The following is a 20,726-nucleotide window of genomic DNA, read 5'->3' as shown; positions in this document are numbered from 1 at the left end:
ACACAGCAGATCCGGGGGCCGGCAGCGTGCCCGGAATTCGGGCGTCCGAATTCACCATCTGCTCACCACGGGCGGCAAAAAAATTTATGCTCTGGGCCGGAAATCAGGAGTGCGTCGGGGGGTCAGGAACTCTTGATGGCTGAGATTTGAGTTCCCGCAAGCCCTTCTTCCAAATCGTATCCAAGCGCTGCCGCGATACTGAGCAATTGCGCCTCGAGCAGCGCCTGCTCAGCGCACGACATCGTCCCTTGAACCTGGGCGATCAGGGCGCGAAAATCGTCGTAGAGGCTCTCCATGAGCGTCTCGCCCGTTGCCGTCAGCTCCAGGAACAGACTGCGCCGGTCATCCGGGTTGGCAACTCGACACACAACATTCCGAGCGACCAACCGGTCAGAGATCGCGGTCACCGCGCCCATCGAGAGGTCTGTGGAAACAGCCAACGTCTTCGGTGTCACCCGGCCCGCTTCCGAAATCCGGAAAAGTACCCGAATCTCCGAGCCCGTGAAGCCGGCCTCTGCCGCCATCCCGGCCCGGGTCTTGTCCAGCGCTCTCAGCAGGACGACCACCGCAGCCGCGACGCCGTCAAGAACCTGGCCGGAGCCGTTTTCCTTGAACATGATTTCTCCCGACGGCAACGAAGAATCCTCGGCTCGATCTTCGGCACTTTCGCATTCACCCTAGCGACGACTCTCATCATCTTCCAACACAAAATAGTTTGAAATACAAACTAATCGCTATATATTACTTCCCGACGCCAATTCATCAGGCATCGTTTGATCTCTGCTGAACCACCGTGTGGCGCTTCAGGGTCCGCTGAGAGACAGGGTCTGTATCCATGAACGAGTATCCATGAATGAGTACCGCCTGACCGTGAATGGTGACCGTTATTTTGTCGACACCGACGATGACCTGGCGGCCTGGAAAACATCCGTCGCCGATGCGGTGCAGCAAGGTGGCGGGTTCATCAATGTGACCAATTCGGCCGGGTTCCTGACCACCCTGCTGATCACCCCGAACTCCACCATCACCTTGCAGAGAGTCCGCTCCCCCCGACCGGAACCATGGACGCAGCTCCTCGCCGAAGAGGCCGTCACCTACGAGGATTTCTAGCACCGGATGTGATCACGGTCGACGCGGCTGCTCTTCCGCATCGGTCAGGTAGCGGTGGCGCACATGCCTCCGGCCGGGGTCGGCCTGCCAGAACTCGACCTCGACCGGACGCAGGGCGTACAGCTGCCAGCTGGGGTTCAGTGAACCGTCGGCGCCGGGCCGTTCGGCCCAGTCCGCGGCCGAGGCATCCGCCGACAGCTCCACGACCGTGCCGACCACGCGCACCTGGCGCCCCAGCGCCGACCAGAAGAAATTCATCGCGGCCAGCGGATGCTGCGTCAGCTCCCGGCCCTTGCGTGACGCCCGCGAGGTGGCGAAGTGCCAGCCCTCGGCGTCGAGGTTCTTGAGGATCAGCATGCGCGACGAGGGCATCCCCGCGGCGCCGACGGTGGCCAGGCTGAACGAGTGCGGTTGGGGGACCCCGGCCGCGAGTGCCTCGTCAAGCCAGGCACGGAACAGGTCGGCCGGGTCCGGAGGGGCCGACGCCGGATCGAAAACCGGCAGATCGGCGGGGAAGTCCGGCAGGGAACGCAGCATACTGCGGAATGATTCGCTCACGCCGCGAGCCTACTGCGCCGGCTGTCGGAGTTCAGAGAGGGCCGCTAGCGTTGGAGACAAACGGAGGAGCGGGATGACGGTACTCATAGCAGGGTGCGGCGACGTCGGCACGGAGGTCGGCCTGCGTTTTGCGGCGCTCGGGCACAAGGTGGTGGGCCTGCGCCGCAACGTGGCCGTGCTCCCTGCGGGCATCGAGGGCCAGTCCGTCGACCTCAGCGTGGCGAAACCGGTCGTGCCGACCGACACCGAGATCGTGATCGTTGCCCTCGCCGCGGGCAACCGCGGTCCCGCGGTCTACCGGGCGGCCTACGTCGACGGTCTGCGCAACCTCCTCGACGCCCTCGACGAGGCCCGCGTCATGCCCCGCCGCGTGCTGCTGGTCTCCTCGACCGCCGTCTACGATGTGGCCGATGGAAGCTGGGTCGACGAAGAGACGCCCGCGAACCCGCGGCCCGGCACCGATGCCATTCTGCTCGAAGCCGAACGGATGCTGCACGCCCGCATCCCCGCGGCCGTCGTCTTCCGCCTGGCGGGCATCTACGGCCCCGGCCGGGAGCGCCTGATCACCCAGGTGCGGGAAGGCCGCGCCATCGTGTCCGCCTCGGCTCGGCACACGAACCGCATCCACCGGGACGATGCCGCGGCCGCGATCGTGCATCTGATGCTGCGGGAGGACGAGCCGGCAGCCGTCTACATCGGCGTCGACAGCGCACCGGTGCGCAGTGACGAGGTGCTGGCTTTCCTGGCCGAGGAGCTCGGCCTGCCGGCACCGGCACCGGAAGCACGCGCCGCGCCCGCAAGCGCCGCCACGCCCGCAACGGCCGACAGCCGGCGCGGAGGCGACAAGCGCCTCCGCAACCGGCTGCTGCTGAGCACGGGTTTCACGTTCAGGTACCCGACCTACCGGGAGGGCTACCGGGCCGTGTTGGCGGGCGGAAGCATCCGTCACCCGTAGCTGGAACGAGACGTCTAGAACGAGACGCCGCAGACCAGCGCCGCGTTCGCATACGGCGTCGCCTCACCCGAGCGGATGAAGAGCTTGGCCGAGGCCGAGAGGTCCTTCAGCTCGGAGTGGCTGATGTACTCGATCCCGTCGAACCGGTCTGCCAGCCACGCTCCCGCGGGGGCGGTTTTCGCCTCCACTGCGGCAACGCAGTGCTGGAACACCATCTCCTCGAGCAGGGCGTCGAGCACCTGCTCGAAACGCGGCACACCGTGCACGAGCGCCAGGTCGATCACGGGAACACCGGCGGGAATCGGCATACCGCAATCGGCGAGAAGAACGACATCGGTGTGCCCGAGGCGGGCCAGGGCGCCGGCGAGGTCGGCGTTCAGGATGCCGCGGCGCTTCATGCGCGCACCCGCGGCAGTTCATCGTCCAGGGTGGGATAGGACGTCTGCGTTCCGCGCGACTGCACCGCGAAGGCGCCTACACGCACGGCCCGGCGCACGGACTCGGAGAGGCTCGCCCCGGCCGCCAGCTGCGCGCTGAGGGCGCCGACGAACGCGTCGCCGGCCCCCGAGCTGTCCACGGCGACGACGGTGGGCGAGGCCACGCTGTGGGTGCCGTCCCGGTCGGCGCAGATGGCTCCCTTCGCACCGCGGGTGAGCACAACCGAGGGAACGCCCGAATCGAGAAGTCGGGCGACGAGCTCGGCGTCCTCCGTGGGGATGACGGTATTCGGGGCGAGCTGCGCGAGCACGAGGGCAGCCTCGTGCTCGTTGACGACCAGCGGGTCGGCCCGGCGGATGCTCGCGGCATCCAGTTCGATCACGGGCGCCAGGTTCAGCACCACCCGGCCGGTGGCCAACCGCAGTGCCGCCATGATGCCCTCCGCGGGGATCTCACCCTGGAGCACGACCACGGCGGCCTCGGCGATGACGGTCGCGCCGGCCTCGACGGCCTCCGCACCCATCAGCGCGTTGGCGCCGGGGATGATCACGATGGTGTTCTCGCCGTCGGCGGCAACGGTGACGAGGGCCAGCCCGGTCGGGCCGTCCACCGCGCGCACATTCGACAGGTCCACTCCGGAGCGGGTCAGGATCGCGGTGGCGACCTCGGCCTGCGGGTCCCGGCCCACGAGGCCGACCATGCGCACCGTGGCGCCCAGTTGGGCGGCCGCGACGGCCTGGTTGGCCCCTTTCCCTCCGGGGAGGAACTCCATCGACGTTCCGATGAGGGTCTCACCGGGCAGCGGGTGGCGTTCGATGGTGATCAGCTGGTCGACGTTGATCGACCCGACGACGACGACCGTGCTGGCGGAGTCACTCACTTGCTGAAGTCGCCGACATTCGTCTTCGTGACGGAGACGACCTCAACCGGGACGGTCTTCTCGATCTTGTCGCCCGCGATGGCCTTGATGGCGAGTTCAACGGAGAGCTTGCCGAGTTCGGCCGGCTGCTGCGCGATGGTGGCGACCAGGGTGCCTGCCTCGATGGCGGCGAGTCCGTCGGACGTGCCGTCGAAACCGACGACCGAGACCTCGGTGCCGGCACGCGAGCCGAGCGCCTGGATGGCGCCGAGGGCCATTTCGTCGTTCTCGGCGAAGAGGCCGGTCACGCCGGGGTTGGACTGCAGCAGGTTCGTGGTCACGTCGAGCGCGGCGGCACGGTCGAAGTTGGCGGTCTGCTTGGCCACCACGGTGATGTCCGGGTAGGCCTTCATGCCCTCTTCGAAACCCTGGCCGCGGTCGCGGCTGGCCGAGGTGCCGGAGACACCCTGCAGCTGGATGACGCTGCCCTTTTCGCCCATGGCCTTGGCGAGTTCGTCGGCGGCCTGACGGCCTCCGGCCACATTGTCGCTCGCGACGAGCGAGTTCAGGTCGGCGCCGTTGACGGTGCGGTCGACCCCGATGACGGGGATGTCGGCGCTGAGCAGCTCGTTCACGGAGGAGGAGGCGGCGTCGGAGTCGACCGGGTTCACGATGACGGCCTTGGTGCCGCCCGAGGCGGCGGTGGCGAGCTGGTTGGCCTGCGTGGCCGAGTCGTTCTGCGCGTCGACGATGTTCAGCTGCACGCCGGCCTCGTCGGCGGCAGCCTGTGCGCCGTCGCGCAGCTCCACGAAGAACGGGTTGTTCAGCGTGGAGAGGGCCATCACGATCTTCGTGCCGGACGCCTCGTCCCCGCCGCCGCGGCCGCAGGCCGTGGTGCCCACCAGGATCAGTGCGGCGGTGGCGGTCAGTGCCGCGATTTTGCGAAATGAGGAGGACTTCATGGTGTATTCCTTTGTGGGTATGGATGGATGGATGGAGGGAACGGTTGTTGGGTAACGGATGCCGGGCGTCGGCCAGGTCAGCTGCTACGGGTCTTGCGGCGCAGCACGTCGATGCCCACTGCGAGGGCGATCACGAGGCCGATCACGACCTGCTGCCAGAACGACGTCACGTTCAGCAGGTTGAGCCCGTTGCGGATGACGACGAGCACGAGGGCGCCGACGAAGGTGCCCGAGATCTTGCCGAGACCGCCGGCGAGGGAGGCGCCGCCGATCACGACGGCCGCGATGGCGTCGAGTTCGTAGCCGGCAGCGGCCTGAGGCTGCGCGGAGTCGAGGCGCCCGGCGAGCAACAGCCCGGCGAGGGCAGCGAACAGGCCGGCCAGGGCGAAGACGGTGACGAGGATGCGCTTGACCGGCAGGCCCGAAAGCCGGGCGGCTTCGGCGTTGCCACCGACCGCGTACATCGAGCGGCCGATCACCGTGCGGTTGAGCAGGAAGGAGGCGGCCAGGGCGGCGAGCACGAGGATGATGATGGGCATCGGGACCGGACCCAGGTTGCCACCGAGGAAGGAGACCTCGGCCGGCATCTTGATCGGGCGGCCGTCGGAGATGACCAGGGTCAGCCCACGGGCCACGCTGAGCATGGCGAGCGTGGCAATGAAGGAGGGCAGTTTGCCGTAAGCGTTGGCCAGACCGTTGATGGTGCCGGCCAGGGCCCCGATGAACAGGCCACCGAGGAGGGCGAGCCAGCCGGGGAGGCCGGCGCTGGCGAACATCCAGCCCGACGACATGGCCGACAGGGCCGCCACGGCACCCACCGAGAGGTCGATCCCGCCGGCCACGATGACGAAGGTCATCCCGAAGGCCAGCACGGCCACCGTGGACACCTGGATGCCGATGTTGAGCAGATTCTGTGCGGTCAGGAAGTCGGGAGTCGCAATGAACAGGGCGAGGCAGAGCACGACGAGTCCGACGAGGGCACCGTTGTTGGCGAGGAATTTCTTGTAGTCGAGGCCGCGGCGCTTCGCCGGCAGGGTTGTGGTGGACATGGTGTGGTTCCCTATCTCTGTTCGTGATTCTCGTCGACATCGCGGGCGGCGAGTGTCATAACTGCGTCTTGGGTGGCCTCGGCCGCGGTGAGTTCGCCGGCGAGCCGGCCGTCGCGCATCACGAGGATGCGATCGCTCATACCGAGAATCTCGGGCAGCTCGCTGGAGACCATGAGAATGGATCCCCCGGCCTCCGTGATCGCGTTCATCAGCTCGTAGATCTCGACTTTGGCGCCCACGTCGACACCGCGGGTGGGCTCGTCGAGCAGCAGTACCGTGGAGGCGGCGATGATCCAGCGGCCGAACACGGCCTTCTGCTGGTTGCCTCCGGAGAGTGCGCCGATCGGCTGGTCGATGGTGTGCATCCGGATGCGCAGTTTTTTCGCCACCTCGCCGGCCCGGCGTCGCTGGCCCGCGAAGTCGACCAGGCCCAGTTTGGCCGTGGAGGAGAGGGTGGCGTAGCCGAGGTTGTCGTTGACGGATGCCTCGAGCACCAACCCCTGTCCCTTGCGGTCTTCGGGCACGTGCCCGATGCCCGCGGCGATTGCCGCCTGGATGCTGCCGTTCGGCAGGTTCTGGCCGCGCACGGCGACCGTGCCGGAAGTGTACCGGTCGACCCCGGCGATGGCGCGGATCAGTTCGGTGCGTCCGGCGCCGACCAGCCCGGCGATGCCGAGCACCTCGCCGGCCTTGACGCTGAAGGTGATGTCATCGAACGAGCCGGTGGAGGTGAGGTGGTCCACCGTGAGGATCTCGGCCGTCTGGCTCACTGCGCCGGTCGCCCGCGGGTACTGGTCCTCGATGCTGCGGCCGACCATGAGCTTCACGAGCTCGTCTTCGGGGGTGGAGGCGGGAACCTCGGCGATGAACTCGCCGTCGCGCAGCACGGTGACGGTGTCGCCGACTTCGGCGATCTCGTCGAGGTGGTGGCTGATGAACAGCATGCCCACTCCGCGGCGGCGCAGGTCGGCCATCACGGCGAACAGGCTCTCGGTCTCGTGACGGGTCAGCGCCGCGGTGGGCTCGTCCAGGATCAGGATGCGGGCGTTGATGCTCAACGCCTTGGCGATCTCGACCAGCTGCTGCTGGGCGATGCCGAGGTCCCCGACCAGGGTGTCGACGCCGACGTCGAGGCCGATCAGGGCGAGGGCCGCGCGTGCCCGGTTGCGCAGGGCGCCACGGTCGACCAGGCCGTGCTTGGTGGGCATCCGCCCGAGCATGACGTTCTCAGCGATGCTCATGGTGGAAACGAGGTTCAGTTCCTGATGGATCGTGGCGATGCCGAGTTCCTCGGCCGCGCGGGTGGTCGGCAGGGTGACCGTCTGACCGTCCACCACGATGTGGCCCGCATCCGGCTGGTAAACCCCCGCCATCATCTTGATCAGGGTGGACTTGCCGGCGCCGTTCTCGCCCAGCAGAACCTGCACCTGACCGGCGTAGACGCTGACGGTGACGTCCTTGATGACCGTCACCGGTCCGAAGGTCTTGCCCACGTTCTGCAGGGTGACCAGTGGTTGTTGACTCATATCAGTTCTTCCTCGGGCTCGGCCCGGCTGAGGGTTAGACGAATTCTGGGGAGATGGGTGCGCCTGGGGCGGGCGCCGACGACGACTCCCGGATGAGCAGTTCGCTGGGAAGCACCACCGATTCGGGGCTGCCGCCGCCGATGACTTCGAGCAGCATCTTCACCGCGATCCGGCCCATGTCCTCGACGCTGTGCGAGATGACGCTCAACGCCGGGTCGAGCAGTGCGAACCACTCGATGTCGTCGAACGCGATCAATGCGATGTCGCGGCCGATGCGCAGCCCGCGCTTGTGCAGGATGGCGATCGCGCCCACGGCCATCGGGCTGTCGGCGGCGAGCAGGGCCGTGGGTGGCCGGCGCAGTTCGAGCAGTGCGTGAACGCCCAGGGAACCGCTGGCCGCCTGGAAGTCCCCGAAGTAGACCAGCTCGGGGTCCTGGCTGAGGCCGAGGTCGGCCACGGCGCGGGTGAAGGCGGCGAACCGGTCCCGTCCGGTCGAGGTGGCCTGCGGGCCCGAGATGTAGCCGATGCGGGTGTGACCGACGGCGGCGAGGTGGGCCACGGCCTGGCGGATGCCGGTTTCGCTGTCGGTGGTCACGCTCGGCACGTCGAGGCCGTCCACGGTGCGGTCCACGAAGACCGTGGGGATCCTGCGCTTGATCAGCGAACGGATGCTGCCGCTCCCGTCCCCGAGCGGGGCCACGACGATGCCGTCCACCCGCCTGGAGATCAGGGTTTCCAGGTACCGGTCCTGCTGTTCCTTGCGCTCGTTCGCGTTGCCGAGCAGGGTGACGTAACCGGCCGCCAGGGCGGCCTGTTCCACCGTGTGGGCGAGGTCGGCGAAGAAGGGGTTGCGCACATCCGACACCAGCAGGCCGATGGATTCGGTGTGGGTGCGGCGCAGGGCCCGCGCCTGGGCGTTGGGCCGGTAGTCGAGCTGGGCGGCCGCGGTTACGACGCTGGCCCGAGCCTCGGGCGAGGTGGCCGGGCTGCCGGAGAGGACCCGGGAGGCGGTGGCCACGGAGACGCCGGCGAGTGCGGCGACATCCTTGATCGTGATGGCAACCATCTCTCACCTCTTCGTGTTCGTGCGGGCACCTGTTGTTGTGGTCGTGGAATCGTTTCCATGGAAACGATTCCATACTAGTTCTCTTCGAACGGGGCTGTCAATGTGTCCACGCAAAAAAAGATTGCGCCGGTCGGGTGCCCGCCCTCGGGCTCTGCGACTCACAGAAGTAGCATGCCGGTACAGCGCGGGAGGCGACCATGACGATTCAGCGGGACACGTATCAAGACGGGACACTCATGGGCGAGGGACCCATCGTCGCCGGCAGGAAGCATGGACCGTGGCGTAATTGGTACCGCAACGGCCAGCTCAAGGCCGAGGGCACCTTCGTTCACGGCGAGTTCGACGGTCGCTGGACCTGGTGGCGGGAGAACGGCGAGCTGCTCCAGAGGGGCGACTTCGTCGAGGGCAAGCAGGATGGCCCCTGGCAACGCTGGCACGAGAACGGATCCCTCCTGGACGAGGGGGCGTGGCGTGCCGGCAGGCGCACCGGCGACTGGGCTTTCTACAATCCCGACGGGTCCCTCCGGAAGTCCCACACCTTCCGCTAGCCCGCCGCCACCCCGCCCGGTGGTCGAGCGTGTCCGGTTGTCGAAAGTCCATCCGCGCGGGTCTCGGGCAGATTGATGCCGCCGTCACCGCCGATAAACTCAGCACCGTCCTCGAGCCCCTCCTCGGCGAGGCCTCGTCGCTGAACGCAGACCACGTCTTCAACCTCGCGAGGCGACTGCGCGACCGGCTCGACGAGGCGGGCATTTCCGCGCGGGAGAAGCGGGCCTACTTCCCGCGCACCACCGACCAGATCGCCGCAGACGGCCAGATCGTCAACGTCGGCCGCGACGAACGACTTTTCACAGAGGCATCGGACGGGCGGGAATGGGTCAGGGGCGGCCGGTGAACTTGTCCATGGAGCCGTAGACACCGAAGACACGTCCGGCGACCAGGTCCCAGAGAGGCAGCGGCAGCAGCCCGCGGGCCACCTTCGACAGCTGGACCGTCCAGGGCATGGTGAGCAGGGGCGTTCCGGCGAGCATCGCGTGCCAGACCCGGTCGACCACGTACTCCGGGGTCATCACCGGCGTCAGCAGCGGGCCGCGGGCGCCCTCGAACATGCCTGTCGAAATATAGCTGGGGCTGACTGTCGTGACTTTCACCTGCCCGAACCGCTGCTGCCGCAGTTCCAGTCGCAGCGAGTCGCTCCACCCGATCAGGGCGGCCTTCGACGCCGCATAGACGCTCATTCGGGGGTTCGAGAGCATCCCGGCCGCCGATGCGATGTTCACGATCCGCGACTCCCGACCACGGTTGGCCATCATCGCCGGCAGGAACTCGCGGGTGATGTACATCGGCGCGAGGGCGTTGATCTGCATGGTCGGCCGGGTGTCGGCACCGTTGTCATGCTCCCAGAAGAAGGCCCCGCGCACGATGCCGGCGTTGTTGATCACGATGTCCGGGTCGCCGACCTCCGTGCGCACCCGCTGGGCGGACTGCGCGATCGCGCCGAGGTCGGCGATGTCCACGACATACGGGGCCACGAGAGTGCCCTCGCCGGCCCGATCACCGAGGATGCCGGCGACGCGGGTCAGCGCCCCGGCGTCACGGTCCCAGAGGATCACGGCCTTCGCTCCTTCGGCGACGGCCCGCTCGGCATAGAGGCGGCCCATGCCGCTGGCGGCACCGGTAATCAGCACAAGGGCTCCGGAAACGGTTCGAGTCATGGCCCCATCATCCCAAGAAGATCCGCCGCGCGTTGGGCGGGAGGGCAGCCGGGCCGGCAGCAGATTCCAGCACCTACCCAGCGACGGGTGGAATCGTAGAGGACAACGCCCCAGACCCACCCAACCGAGGAGCACACCATGGGATTCTTCGACCGCCTTTTCGGCACCGAGCCCCAGCGGCCCGAGCAGCAACAGCGCGCCGCCGCACCGCAGCGCACCGACGACGAGATCGCCGTCGAGCGTTATCAGTACCTGCTGCGCACGGCCCCGCCCGAGACGATCGAGCAGGTGCACTCGGAGGCCTTCAGCAAGCTGACCGATGAGCAGCGCGACCTCCTGTTCCGCCAGCTCAGCGAGAACGCCGATGCGAGCGAACGCCCGGCGAACGCCGAACCGGCGACACTGGCCCAGGCCGCCACCCGGGCGGAACTGCGCCAGCCCGGCACCCTCACCCGCGCGTTCGGCAACCAGGGCCAGGGCGGTCAGGGGCAGGGCGGGCCGAGCTTCGGCAGCATGGTCGGCAGCTCCCTGCTCGGCACCGTGGCCGGCTATGTGATCGGGTCGGCGCTCGTGAGCGCTTTCCTGCCCATGGACCCCGGCGGGGCGGAAGCCTCAGGCGCCGACTCCGGTTCCGGCGACTCCGGCGGCGACGCGGCTTCGGACTCCGGCGGAGGAGACTCCGGCGGGGGCGGCGACTTCGGCGGCGGCGGAGACTTCGGCGGCGACTTCGGCTTCTGAGCCTGCCCTCCCCACGCCAGGCCCGCCCGCACGTCCGAACCACCCCCTCCCACGACTTGACCCACTCCCACGAGAGCGCACAATCGGCCCTCATGGCACCGCCCAAGGCAGATTGTGCGCTCTCGCGGCCGGGTGAGGCCGGCGGCGGGGCTGTAGCCTGAGGATTCGCGGCGGAATGCCGACGCGACGGCGTGGCATCCGTTGCCGGGCGGTTGAGACGCGAACAGGGCTGGTTACCGTGCGCGAAGCGGGGTTGTTGATCGTGCTGCGGCACGGCGAGAGCACCGCGAATGCCGCCGGGCTGTTCACGGGCGTGCTGGATGCGCCTTTGTCCGAGCAAGGGATCCGCGAGGCCCACACGGCCACCGCTCTGCTGAACCTCGCACTGCCGGGCGACCTGGGCCCGGGTTCCGGCGGCGGCACCGGCTCCGTCACCCTCTTCACCTCCACGCTGGCGCGCGCCCGGCAGACCGCCGCGATCGTCGCCGCCGGGCTGGCTCGCCCGCTGGCCGGCTGCGACGCCGACTGGCGCATGAACGAACGCAACTACGGCGCGCTGACCGGTCGCTCCAAAGACGATGTGCGCGCGGAGTTCGGCGAGGACCAGTTCCTGGCCTGGCGCCGCTCGGTCGCCGAGGCCCCGCCCGCCATGGGCGACCGGCTCTTCGACGAGTTCGCCGGCACCGCCCTGTTCCGCGCGCTGCCGCCGGCCGCGCTGACCCGCACGGAGGCGCTCGGCGACGTCATCACCCGAGTGGATGCGTTCCTCACCGAGCGGGTCGACCCGCTTCTCGCCCGCGGCCAGACCGTGCTCGTCGTCGCGCACGGCAACTCCCTGCGGGCCCTGTGCGCGGTGATCGACGGCCTGTCGGATGGGCAGATCCGTGACCTGAACCTGCCCACCGGACAGCCGCTGGCCTATCGGTTCGACGCCCGGGGACAACCCGCGCCGTTCGGCGGCCTCTACCTCGACTCCGTCACCGCGCTGGCTGCGGCCATCACGCTCGGGAACGAGGGCGGCACCTGACGGTACTCTGGCGTGCGCGACGCTCAGGCGCCCGTCGCCCAGCCCGCCTGCGCGCCGCGCGCCGCCCCGGCCGACAATCCCAGAGCGAGGATGCGGCACACCGTGGCGGCAGCCCGTTCGAGGTTCGCCGGGCCATCCGCGAGCGCATGCGGGAGGTCGCTGAGCTCATGAACGATCGGCACCAGCGCGGTGAAACCCTGGTCGTAGAGCACCTCGGCACCCGGTCCGACTCGACCCGCGAATGCGATCACGGGTACACCGCCCCGCGCGGCAGCCTCGGCCACGCCGAGCGGCGTCTTGCCCTGCAGGGTCTGCCCGTCGATGCTGCCCTCGCCGGTGAAAACGAAGTCGGCCCCGCTCAGCCGCTGCTCGAGGAGGGCGGCCTCCATCACCACCTCCACGCCGCGGCGCATGCGGGCGTCGAAGCAGGCGAGGAAGGCCGCGCCCAGTCCCCCGGCCGCGCCTGCTCCGGGCAGATCCGCCACGGAGCGCCCGGAGTCCGCGGCGAGCACCCGCGCAAAGACCGTGAGGGCCTCCTCGAGCTCCTGCACAGCCTGCGGGTCGGCGCCCTTCTGCGGGCCGAAGACGGTGGTGGCGCCGCCCGGACCGAGCAGCGGGTTGGCGACGTCGCTCGCGATCTCGAACGCCGCGGACCGCGCCCGCGGATCGAATCCCTCGAGGTCGATCGTGCTCAGCCGCGCCAGAGCAGCGCCGCCGTCGGCCAGGTCATGGCCGTCGGAGTCGTACAGCCGGGCGCCGAGGGCGTGGAGCATGCCGGCCCCGCCGTCATTGGTCATCGAGCCACCCAGCCCCACCACGAACCGGCGCGCACCTCGGTCCAGCGCGTCGGTGATGAGCTGCCCGACGCCGAATGTGCTCGCGGTGCGCGGGTCCCGGTCGGCCGCGGCGACGAGGTGAATGCCGGCCGCCGCCGCGACCTCGATGATCGCCAGCTCCTCGGCGGCCACGTAGCCGTAGGACGCCCGCACCGGGCGACCGCGGGCATCCCGCACCGCGGCCACCACGAGTTCGCCGCCGCGGGCGGTAACCATGGCCTCCACCGTGCCCTCGCCGCCGTCGGCCATCGGCACCCGCACGCACTCGGCGGTGGGGAACACCGAACGGATGCCTCGCTCCAGGGCCGCGGCGGCCTCGGCAGCCGACATGGATTCCTTGAACGAGTCGGGAGCCAGAACGAACTTCATGTTGTTGATCTTCCCGGTCTCGGGCACCCGCTGCAACTGCGGGGCGCCCGGCGTCACATCCGTTTCCCCCGCGTAGGATCGCAACCATGCGATTCGGACTCTTCATACCTCAAGGCTGGCGTCACGACCTGGTCGACATCGATCCCGCCGAGCAGTGGGCGACCATGAGTGGCCTCGCCGCTCACGCCGACGCCGGCGAGTGGGAGTCGATCTGGGTGTACGACCACTTCCACACCGTGCCGGTCCCGAGCCACGAGGCCACCCACGAAGCCTGGACGCTGATGAGCGCCTTCGCCGCCACCACGAACCGCGTCCGCCTCGGCCAGATGTGCACCTGCATGAGCTACCGCAACCCGGCCTACCTCGCGAAGGTCGCCGCAACAATCGACATCATCTCCGGCGGACGCGTCGAAATGGGCATCGGCGCCGGCTGGTACGAGCACGAGTGGCGCGCGTACGGTTACGGCTTCCCGCGCGCCGGCGAGCGCCTCGCCCGCCTCGACGAGGGCGTGCAGATCATGCGCCAGGCCTGGACCACCGGCACGGCCACCCTCGACGGAGAGCATTACCAGGTGGACGGTGCCATCGTGCGGCCGCTCCCCCTGCAGGAGGGCGGCATCCCGATCTGGATCGCCGGCGGCGGCGAGAAGGTCACCCTGAAGATCGCGGCGAAATACGCGAACTACACCAACTTCGACGGTTCGCCCGAGGGCTTCTCGCACAAGAGCGAGCTGCTCGAGGCACATTGCACGGCGGAAGGCACCGACTTCGGTGCCATCACCCGCTCGGCGAACTACAACACGGTGATCGGGGCGACGGATGCCGAGGTCGCCGACCGTCTCGACGCCATCGAGGCCCGGGTCACCCCCTACCTCGGGTCGGAGGGCGCGACCGCGTTCATGGCCGAGTACCGCAGCGGCGAGGCGCAGGGCGTCGGCACGCCCGAACAGGTCGTCGAACGCCTGAACCGCATGAAGGAACGCGGCCTCGGCTACGCCATCCACTACTTCCCGGAGGCCGCCTACGACCGGTCGGGCCTGGAACTCTTCGAACGCGAGGTCATGCCCGCGCTGCTCTAGCGATCGCGGTCTCGCCCAACTCGACACGTCCGGTCGGTTCGGCCGGCACACCGGTCGAGTTCGACCGCAACGGTCGAACTCGGCTCACCTGAGCGCGAGGATGGAACCCATGAGCACCACCAGCACCGACGCCGGAGCCGCGTCCCCGGCCGAGCCCACCCGCATCACCTGGGAGGAGGCCGGGCAGACCCGGTCGGCCCTCTGGCACTCGGAGAGCGGCTGGGCACCGCCGACACGCGTCGTGATCGCCGACGACACCCTGACCGCGGATGCCGCCTACCGCCTCGCGCAGAACGGAACCGGCATGCTCTGGCGCGGCGACTTCCTGGGCGCCCGCCAGCTGCTCAGCGCCCTCTCCCGCCGCGTCGACCGCGGTCGGCACACGCCCACGACCGACCTGGCCGCGGGCTTCCGGCACTACCGGTCCGAGGCGCTGCGCCGCGCCCGGCTGCTCGGCCTGGTGCTCGTGCCGCTCGACGCCGACTACACCGTTCCGCTCCGCCGCGCGCCCGACGTGCGGCGCGCCTGCACCGAAACCTACGGCCGGGCGACGGATGCCTCGGTCACCGCCCTGCGCGAGCTCGTCGGCCTCATCGGAGCGCACGAATGGCGCACGACCGGCGTCGACGTGCCCGCGCTCGGCGCCCGCATCCACCCGCACTACGGGGTGTTCTCGCCCGTGCGCGGCGAATACCTCGACCTGGTCAACACGGCCCCGCTGCCGGCTGCCTGGGCCGGCTCGAGCGCCCAGACCGCCTCCGCGTTCGACATCGGCACGGGCACCGGGGTGCTCGCTGCGGTGCTGGCGCGGCGCGGCATCCGTCACGTGGTCGGCACCGACCAGGCCCCGCGGGCGCTGGCCTGCGCGCGCGAGAACATCGAGCGGCTCGGGCTGGCCGGTGCCGTCGACATCACCCGGGCCGACCTGTTCCCCGCCGGACGCGCCGACCTGGTGGTCTGCAACCCGCCGTGGATCCCCGCGACCGCCGTCACCGCAACGGACTTCGCCGTCTACGACCCGGACAGCCGGATGCTGCGGGGCTTCCTCTCGGGGCTGGCCGACCACCTCGAGCCGGTCGGGGAGGGCTGGCTCGTGCTCTCCGACATCGCCGAGCACCTCGGGCTGCGCTCCCGCGGCGAACTCCTCGACCTGATCGAGGACGCGGGCCTCGAGGTCATCGCCCGCCTCGACACCAAACCCGTGCACAACCGCGCCGCCGACACGTCCGACCCTCTGCACGCCGCCCGCTCAAAAGAAGTGACATCCCTCTGGCGGTTGCGGGCAGCCTCCGCATCCACCTCCTCGCCCACCTCCTCGCCCACCTCCTCGCCCGTCGCCGGGTGAACCGTCACGTTTGAGGGGTGGGCCGCACCGCCCGCCCCCAACCGAGTCGTTCGGGGCGCTATTTGGGTTTCTGCGTGCCGTTCCCGGCTGCGGCGAGGCGCCAGCGGGACCAGGGCCAGATGCCGTCCATCTCCACCTCGAGCGAGAAGCTGAGCAGCACCCGGATCACCACGATGGCGCCGAGCACCAGCACGCTCTGCGGGGTCGGATCCACCAGGATCGTGCGGATGATATCGGCGATGATCAGCACTTCTAGTCCGAGGAGGATGGCCCGGCCCAGATTGCGCCGCAACTCCTCGTAGGCCCGCTGCCGGCTGTCTGCCCGCAGCATGGCCGGCACGGCGGCGAGGAAGGCGGCCGCACCGCCCAGCACCATGATGGCCGCGCCCGCCGCCTCGACGATCCGCACGACCGCCGAGATCACCTCGTCAAAGTTCATCGGCGGCGCTCCTCGTTCTGCGGTTGGTCCGACGATAGCGCGTGCCACCCCGCCGGTCGAGCCACCCCGCCGGTCGCGCCACCCCGGCGGTCAAGTCTCCGTTGCCGCGCCAGCGCACGACCGTGGCCGTACCGGTCGCGAGTGACCGGCTGAACAGGAATTACGACCGGAACGGGGATTTTCGGCGATCTGAGGAGGGGAACACGGCGATTCGTTGCGAGGTATGGCAAGAAACCGCCCGCCCCCTCCCGCTACTCTGGACCGTGGCGCCGCATGGCACCGCACGCACCATCCCGCACAGCTCCACCCCGCCGCGACCGCGGCACTCACGAAGAACGGAGGTTCCCATGTCGAATTACGTTGCGCAAGATGCACTGGTCGGTGAGCCCGAGGTTCTCGAGGATGCCGCCTTCTCCGCCAGCGACCCGACCACCCACCCGGCCTGGCTCCGCCTCAAATCCGCGGCCACCGCGCTGCAGGCCAGCCAGGCGCAGGACGGTTCGATCCCCGTCGCCGCCGCGCACGCGGATGCCGCCGCGCACGTCGACGTGATCACCGCAGCCATCGACGCACTCGCCCCGTTGTTCCCGCACGACGACGCCTACCTGACCGCCGTGAACCGGGACTTCACCCGCTGGTGCACCGAGGGCTTCGGCGTGCCGGACTTCTACGACTCCCTGATGGCGTTCCAGCCGCAGCAGCGGCGGGCCGACGGCATCCGTCACCTGGTCGTTTTTCCGATGTACACGCAGAACGGCAGCACGAACCGTTTCGTCGAGGCCGTGCTGATCGAGGTCATCTGGCCGGAGTTCATCGACGAGCTCGAGCAGGAGTACACGAACAAGCTGTTCATGCCGATCCGGTTCCTCGATTTCACGCCCGGCTACGACACCAACTCGGCCGTGCTGTTCCCCGAGACCGTCGCGATGCGCGAGATCCCCACCTTCACCTGGGGTGCGATCTTCGCCGACCGCGAGGCCGCCCGGTTCCGCCGGGTCGTGCGCGCGGCCGCCGAGATCACCCGTCTCGAACTGTCCGCCGACGCGGCGGCGCTGCTCGACGACCAGCACCTGACCGAGGAAACCTTCGTCATGTGGGACCTCATCCACGACCGCACGCATATGCGCGGGGACCTGCCGTTCGACCCGTTCATGATCAAGCAGCGGATGCCGTTCTTCCTGTACTCCCTCGAGGAACTGCGCTGCGACCTGACCGCCTTCCGCGAATCGGTCACGATCGAGCGCGACGAGAACGCCGGCCCGGAGGCGCGCCGGCACGCGAAACTCGTGCAGTACGCCGTGATCTTCGACCGGATCTTCCGGTTCGCGATCAGCGGCTCCCGGGTGCGCAACTACGACGGCCTGGGCGGGCAGCTGCTGTTCGCGTGGATGCACCAGCACCACGTGCTGCACTGGACCGACACCCGGCTCACCTTCGATTGGGAGGCCGTGCCCGATGTGGTCATCGCGCTCGGCAAGCAGATCGACGATCTCTACTGGGCGTCGATCGACCGGCCGAAGAAGGCCCACTGGCTGGCCGCCTACGACATGATCGCGGAAACGCTCACGCCGAACCCGGCGTCGCAGTGGGCTCTCGGGCTGCCGCTGGACGTGCTGGCCGGCGCCCCCAAGGGCTACACCGATCTGGTCCTCGACGACGAATTCCCGCTGTCGATGTTCTTCGAAGCGCTCGACAAGAAGATGAAGCCCGTGATCGAGTCGACCGCCGGACTCACCGGGCGTGACTGACACCACTGGAAGCACCACAGCCCGCCGCGGCGTCGCTGGTCTCACCGTGCTCATCGCCGGTGCGACCAGCGCGGCCGGCCGTGCCGTGGCCGCCGCGCTGACGGATGCCGGCGCGCACGTGATCGCGATCGGCTCCAACGCCGAGCGCCTGCAGGGCCTTGCCGCCGAGGTCCCCGGTGCCGTGACGTACGTCTCCGACCTCGGTGACTTCGCGGAGGTCACGGCGGTGGCCGACGCCGTGCATGCCGAGCACGGCCCCATCGACGGCCTGATCCACCTCGTCGGGGGCTGGCGCGGCGGTGGCGGTCTGGCCGGCCAGTCCGACCCGGACTGGGACTTCCTGCACACGCACGTCGTCACCACGCTCCGCAACACCACCCGCGCGTTCAACGACGACCTGCTGGCCTCGCCGGCCGGTCGCCTGGCGATCGTGTCCTCGGTGTCGGTCGACAAGCCGGCCCCCGGCGGTGCGAACTACGCCGCCGCGAAGGCCGCCGCCGAAACCTGGACCCGCGCGGTCGGCCAGGGCTTCGCCAAGGCGGGCACGGATGCCGCGGCGGTCGTCTTCGTCGTGCGGGCCCTCGCCGGGCTGGAAACCGAGCTCGCGACGGCGGTCGTCGAACTGTGGGACGCGCCGGCGGCATCCGTCAACAACACCCGCGTTCTTCTGGCCCCGCCGGCATCGTGAGTCACTGACTGTTGCCCGAGCGGACAACTGTTACCGTCACACCGGCGACAGTTGTCCGCTCGGGCAACAGTCGGACGCGGGACGGACGCCGGGGCGAGCCGCTAACGTCGTGGGGAGAGGCTACGGAGGGGTGGACATGCTCGAGATCCGGAACGTGAACAAGCGCTACGGCACCCGGAAGGTGCTGACCGACGTGAGTTTCGGCGTCGACAGTGGACGACTGACCGGCTTCGTCGGTGCGAACGGCGCCGGCAAGACCACCACCATGCGGATCATCCTGGGAGTGCTGTCGGCCGACTCCGGCACGGTGCTGCAGGACGGCGTGCCCCTGACCGGCGACGACCGCCGCCGCTTCGGCTACATGCCGGAGGAGCGCGGCCTGTACCCGAAGATGAGGGTCGGCGAGCACCTCGTCTACCTGGCCCGCCTGCACGGGCTGAGCTCGGCATCCGCCCGCCGCAACACCACCGAGCTGCTCGACCGGCTCGGCCTCGGCGAGCGGGCCGGCGACCTGGTGCAGTCGCTCTCACTCGGCAACCAGCAGCGCGCCCAGATCGCCGCCGCGCTGGTGCACGACCCGGAGTTCCTCGTGCTCGACGAACCCTTCTCCGGCCTCGACCCGCTCGCGGTGGAGGTGGTCATGGGCGTGCTCTCCGGCTACGCCGCCCAGGGCGCACCGGTGCTGTTCTCCTCACACCAGCTCGACATCGTCGAACGCCTCTGCGACGACGTCGTGATCATCGCCGACGGAGAGATCCGGGCGAACGGCCCCCGCGAGCAGCTGCGCGAGCAGCACAGCAGCCCCCGGTTCGAACTCCGCACCATTGCCGACGCGAAGTGGATCCGCGCCGTACCCGGCATCACTGTGCTCGACCTCTCCGACGGGGTCGCCGTGTTCGAGGCCGCGACGGATGCCGCCAGCCAGGCCGTGCTGCGCGAGGCCCTCGACCGCGCCCCGGTGACGTCGTTCAGCCAGCAGCGGCCCAGCCTCGCCACCATCTTCAAGGAGGTCGTGCGATGAGCGCCCCCCGGAACGACCGCACCGGCACCGACCACGCCGGCACCGACCGCGTGCAGGCCCGCCCCCGGTATCCGGCCCCGACCTTCGCCCGGAGCGTGTGGCTCGTCGCCACCCGCGAGATCATGGCGCGGCTGCGCAGCAAGGCCTTCCTGATCTCGACCGGCCTGCTGCTGCTGATCTCGATCGGTTCCGTCGTCGCCGGCAGCATCGCGAGTCAGAACCAGACCCTGCCGAAGGTGGCCGTCGTCGGTGCCGCCGCCCAGATCGTCGAGCAGACCCAGGCCTTCACGACGGTGCAGGCCGACGATGTGGACGACGCCGAGGCCCTGGTGCGCGCCGGCACGGTGTCCGCGGCCGTCGTCCCGGACACGGCGACGGATGCCTCGGTCGGCGTACGCGTGATCGCCCTCGATTCCGCACCGGTGGACGTGCTCGCGACTCTGAGCGTGACCCCCACGTTGGACCTGCTCGATCCGTCCACGCAGCAGAGCGGCGGCCTGATCTACCTTGTTTCCCTGGGCTTCGGGCTGGTCTTCTTCATGTCCGCGATCACGTTCGGATCGACCATCGCGCAAAGCGTCGTCGAGGAGAAGCAGACCCGGGTCGTCGAAATCCTGATGACCACCATCCCGGTGCGCGCCCTGCTCGGCGGCAAGGTGGTGGGCAACAGCATCATGGCTTTCGGGCAGATCGTGGCGATCGGCCTGCTGGTGGCGATCGGCATGGCCACGACCGGCCAGACCGGGCTGCTGGGCACCGTGGGGCCGTCGATCGTCTGGTTCGGCGTGTTCTTCGCGTTCGGTTTCGTCATGCTCGCATCGCTGTTCGCCGCGACCGCGTCGATGGTCTCCCGCCAGGAAGACGTGGGCTCGGCCACCTCTCCGGTGCTGTTCCTCGTGATGATTCCCTATTTTCTGGTGATCTTCTTCAACGACAACCCCACGGTGCTCGCGATCATGTCCTACATTCCGTTCTCGGCCCCGGTCGGCATGCCGATGCGCATCTTCCTCGGCACCGCCGCCTGGTGGGAGCCGCTGCTCTCGCTGGGGATCCTGCTCGCCTCGACGGCCGTGGTCATCCTGCTGGGCTCGCGTATGTACTCGAATTCCCTGCTCCGGATGGGCGCCCGCGTCACGTTCCGCCAGGCCCTGCGCGGCTGACCCACACCGAGCGCACAGAAGCGAGGCAGACGGATGCG

The 20,726-nt window shown here is 69.2% G+C and carries 23 protein-coding genes; 12 read left to right on the top strand and 11 right to left on the bottom strand.

From position 1 onward, the window contains the following. Nucleotides 1–122: 122 nt before the first annotated feature. A complete protein-coding gene (locus E3T23_RS03135) occupies nt 123–617 on the bottom strand; it encodes a MarR family winged helix-turn-helix transcriptional regulator (protein ID WP_134368956.1) in 495 nt (164 codons plus the stop codon). A 232-nt stretch (nt 618–849) separates the two neighbouring features. Here E3T23_RS03135 and E3T23_RS03130 point away from each other — a divergent pair, with 232 nt between their 5' ends. Continuing rightward, nucleotides 850–1,110: a hypothetical protein gene (locus tag E3T23_RS03130; RefSeq protein WP_134368955.1), complete on the top strand. Its 261-nt coding sequence runs from the start codon at nt 850–852 to the stop codon at nt 1,108–1,110. 12 nt (nt 1,111–1,122) lie between these two features. Here E3T23_RS03130 and E3T23_RS03125 read toward each other — a convergent pair whose 3' ends face one another. Further along, nucleotides 1,123–1,668, bottom strand: a complete 546-nt coding sequence (locus E3T23_RS03125) for a pyridoxine/pyridoxamine 5'-phosphate oxidase (RefSeq protein ID WP_134368954.1) — start codon at nt 1,666–1,668, stop codon at nt 1,123–1,125. Between the two features lie 73 nt (nt 1,669–1,741). Here E3T23_RS03125 and E3T23_RS03120 point away from each other — a divergent pair, with 73 nt between their 5' ends. After that, the gene (locus E3T23_RS03120) at nt 1,742–2,623 is read left to right on the top strand and encodes an NAD-dependent epimerase/dehydratase family protein (protein WP_134368953.1); all 882 of its coding nucleotides are present in this window, start codon (nt 1,742–1,744) and stop codon (nt 2,621–2,623) included. Nucleotides 2,624–2,637: 14 nt separating this feature from the next. Here the strand turns inward: E3T23_RS03120 and rbsD are convergent, their stop codons facing one another. The 6 genes from rbsD to E3T23_RS03090 form a co-directional block, all read right to left on the bottom strand. Continuing rightward, nucleotides 2,638–3,021 carry a D-ribose pyranase gene (gene rbsD, locus E3T23_RS03115; protein WP_134368952.1) on the bottom strand — a complete coding sequence of 128 codons (384 nt, stop codon included), beginning with the start codon at nt 3,019–3,021 and terminating at the stop codon, nt 2,638–2,640. After that, nucleotides 3,018–3,941 (bottom strand): ribokinase, encoded by a 924-nt coding sequence (locus E3T23_RS03110; protein WP_134368951.1) that lies wholly within the window; start codon nt 3,939–3,941, stop codon nt 3,018–3,020. Before E3T23_RS03110 ends, rbsD begins: the two co-directional genes overlap by 4 nt. Further along, nucleotides 3,938–4,882, bottom strand: a complete 945-nt coding sequence (locus E3T23_RS03105; protein ID WP_134368950.1) for a D-ribose ABC transporter substrate-binding protein — start codon at nt 4,880–4,882, stop codon at nt 3,938–3,940. Before E3T23_RS03105 ends, E3T23_RS03110 begins: the two co-directional genes overlap by 4 nt. Nucleotides 4,883–4,959: 77 nt before the next feature. Further along, the gene (locus tag E3T23_RS03100) at nt 4,960–5,931 is read right to left on the bottom strand and encodes an ABC transporter permease (protein ID WP_134368949.1); all 972 of its coding nucleotides are present in this window, start codon (nt 5,929–5,931) and stop codon (nt 4,960–4,962) included. A gap of 11 nt (nt 5,932–5,942) precedes the next feature. Beyond that, complete coding sequence (locus E3T23_RS03095) at nt 5,943–7,457, bottom strand: sugar ABC transporter ATP-binding protein (protein WP_134368948.1); 1,515 nt, start codon at nt 7,455–7,457, stop codon at nt 5,943–5,945. Between the two features lie 34 nt (nt 7,458–7,491). Beyond that, nucleotides 7,492–8,523 carry a LacI family DNA-binding transcriptional regulator gene (locus tag E3T23_RS03090; RefSeq protein WP_134368947.1) on the bottom strand — a complete coding sequence of 344 codons (1,032 nt, stop codon included), beginning with the start codon at nt 8,521–8,523 and terminating at the stop codon, nt 7,492–7,494. Nucleotides 8,524–8,720: 197 nt separating this feature from the next. On the opposite strand from E3T23_RS03090, the gene E3T23_RS03085 reads away from it, so the two are divergent. After that, nucleotides 8,721–9,071: a toxin-antitoxin system YwqK family antitoxin gene (locus tag E3T23_RS03085; protein WP_134368946.1), complete on the top strand. Its 351-nt coding sequence runs from the start codon at nt 8,721–8,723 to the stop codon at nt 9,069–9,071. A gap of 29 nt (nt 9,072–9,100) precedes the next feature. Beyond that, the gene (locus E3T23_RS03080; protein WP_134368945.1) at nt 9,101–9,418 is read left to right on the top strand and encodes a hypothetical protein; all 318 of its coding nucleotides are present in this window, start codon (nt 9,101–9,103) and stop codon (nt 9,416–9,418) included. Here E3T23_RS03080 and E3T23_RS03075 read toward each other — a convergent pair. Beyond that, nucleotides 9,402–10,238 (bottom strand): SDR family NAD(P)-dependent oxidoreductase, encoded by an 837-nt coding sequence (locus E3T23_RS03075; protein WP_134368944.1) that lies wholly within the window; start codon nt 10,236–10,238, stop codon nt 9,402–9,404. The two genes, E3T23_RS03080 and E3T23_RS03075, sit on opposite strands and share 17 nt — an antisense overlap. A gap of 138 nt (nt 10,239–10,376) precedes the next feature. On the opposite strand from E3T23_RS03075, the gene E3T23_RS03070 reads away from it, so the two are divergent. Next, on the top strand, nt 10,377–10,976 hold the full coding sequence (locus tag E3T23_RS03070; protein ID WP_134368943.1) for a hypothetical protein: 600 nt from the start codon (nt 10,377–10,379) through the stop codon (nt 10,974–10,976). A gap of 238 nt (nt 10,977–11,214) precedes the next feature. Then, entirely contained in the window at nt 11,215–12,003 is a 789-nt protein-coding gene (locus E3T23_RS03065) for a 2,3-bisphosphoglycerate-dependent phosphoglycerate mutase (RefSeq protein ID WP_241977557.1), read from the top strand. A gap of 23 nt (nt 12,004–12,026) precedes the next feature. On the opposite strand, the gene E3T23_RS03060 is transcribed toward E3T23_RS03065, so the two are convergent. Then, nucleotides 12,027–13,292 (bottom strand): glycerate kinase, encoded by a 1,266-nt coding sequence (locus tag E3T23_RS03060; protein WP_241977555.1) that lies wholly within the window; start codon nt 13,290–13,292, stop codon nt 12,027–12,029. A gap of 2 nt (nt 13,293–13,294) precedes the next feature. Here E3T23_RS03060 and E3T23_RS03055 point away from each other — a divergent pair, with 2 nt between their 5' ends. After that, entirely contained in the window at nt 13,295–14,287 is a 993-nt protein-coding gene (locus tag E3T23_RS03055) for an LLM class F420-dependent oxidoreductase (RefSeq protein ID WP_134368941.1), read from the top strand. Between the two features lie 109 nt (nt 14,288–14,396). Next, nucleotides 14,397–15,632, top strand: coding sequence for a methyltransferase (locus E3T23_RS03050; RefSeq protein ID WP_134368940.1), 1,236 nt, complete (start codon nt 14,397–14,399; stop codon nt 15,630–15,632). Between the two features lie 58 nt (nt 15,633–15,690). On the opposite strand, the gene E3T23_RS03045 is transcribed toward E3T23_RS03050, so the two are convergent. Beyond that, the gene (locus E3T23_RS03045; RefSeq protein ID WP_134368939.1) at nt 15,691–16,071 is read right to left on the bottom strand and encodes a DUF1622 domain-containing protein; all 381 of its coding nucleotides are present in this window, start codon (nt 16,069–16,071) and stop codon (nt 15,691–15,693) included. Between the two features lie 347 nt (nt 16,072–16,418). Here E3T23_RS03045 and E3T23_RS03040 point away from each other — a divergent pair, with 347 nt between their 5' ends. The 4 genes from E3T23_RS03040 (at nt 16,419) to E3T23_RS03025 (ending at nt 20,688) form a co-directional block, all read left to right on the top strand. Further along, entirely contained in the window at nt 16,419–17,819 is a 1,401-nt protein-coding gene (locus E3T23_RS03040; protein ID WP_134368938.1) for a DUF6421 family protein, read from the top strand. Beyond that, on the top strand, nt 17,812–18,507 hold the full coding sequence (locus tag E3T23_RS03035; protein ID WP_241977553.1) for an SDR family NAD(P)-dependent oxidoreductase: 696 nt from the start codon (nt 17,812–17,814) through the stop codon (nt 18,505–18,507). The genes E3T23_RS03040 and E3T23_RS03035 overlap by 8 nt, the downstream gene beginning before the upstream one ends. A 136-nt stretch (nt 18,508–18,643) precedes the next feature. Continuing rightward, on the top strand, nt 18,644–19,528 hold the full coding sequence (locus E3T23_RS03030) for an ABC transporter ATP-binding protein (protein ID WP_134368937.1): 885 nt from the start codon (nt 18,644–18,646) through the stop codon (nt 19,526–19,528). Then, nucleotides 19,525–20,688, top strand: a complete 1,164-nt coding sequence (locus tag E3T23_RS03025; RefSeq protein ID WP_134368936.1) for an ABC transporter permease — start codon at nt 19,525–19,527, stop codon at nt 20,686–20,688. The genes E3T23_RS03030 and E3T23_RS03025 overlap by 4 nt, the downstream gene beginning before the upstream one ends. Nucleotides 20,689–20,726 lie beyond the last annotated feature (38 nt).

It is taken from the genome of Cryobacterium cheniae, from assembly GCF_004403395.1.
Classification (GTDB): Bacteria; Actinomycetota; Actinomycetes; order Actinomycetales; family Microbacteriaceae; genus Cryobacterium; species Cryobacterium cheniae.
The sequence above is the reverse complement of the archived record's forward strand: the minus strand, read 5'-3'. Positions and strand labels throughout refer to the sequence as shown.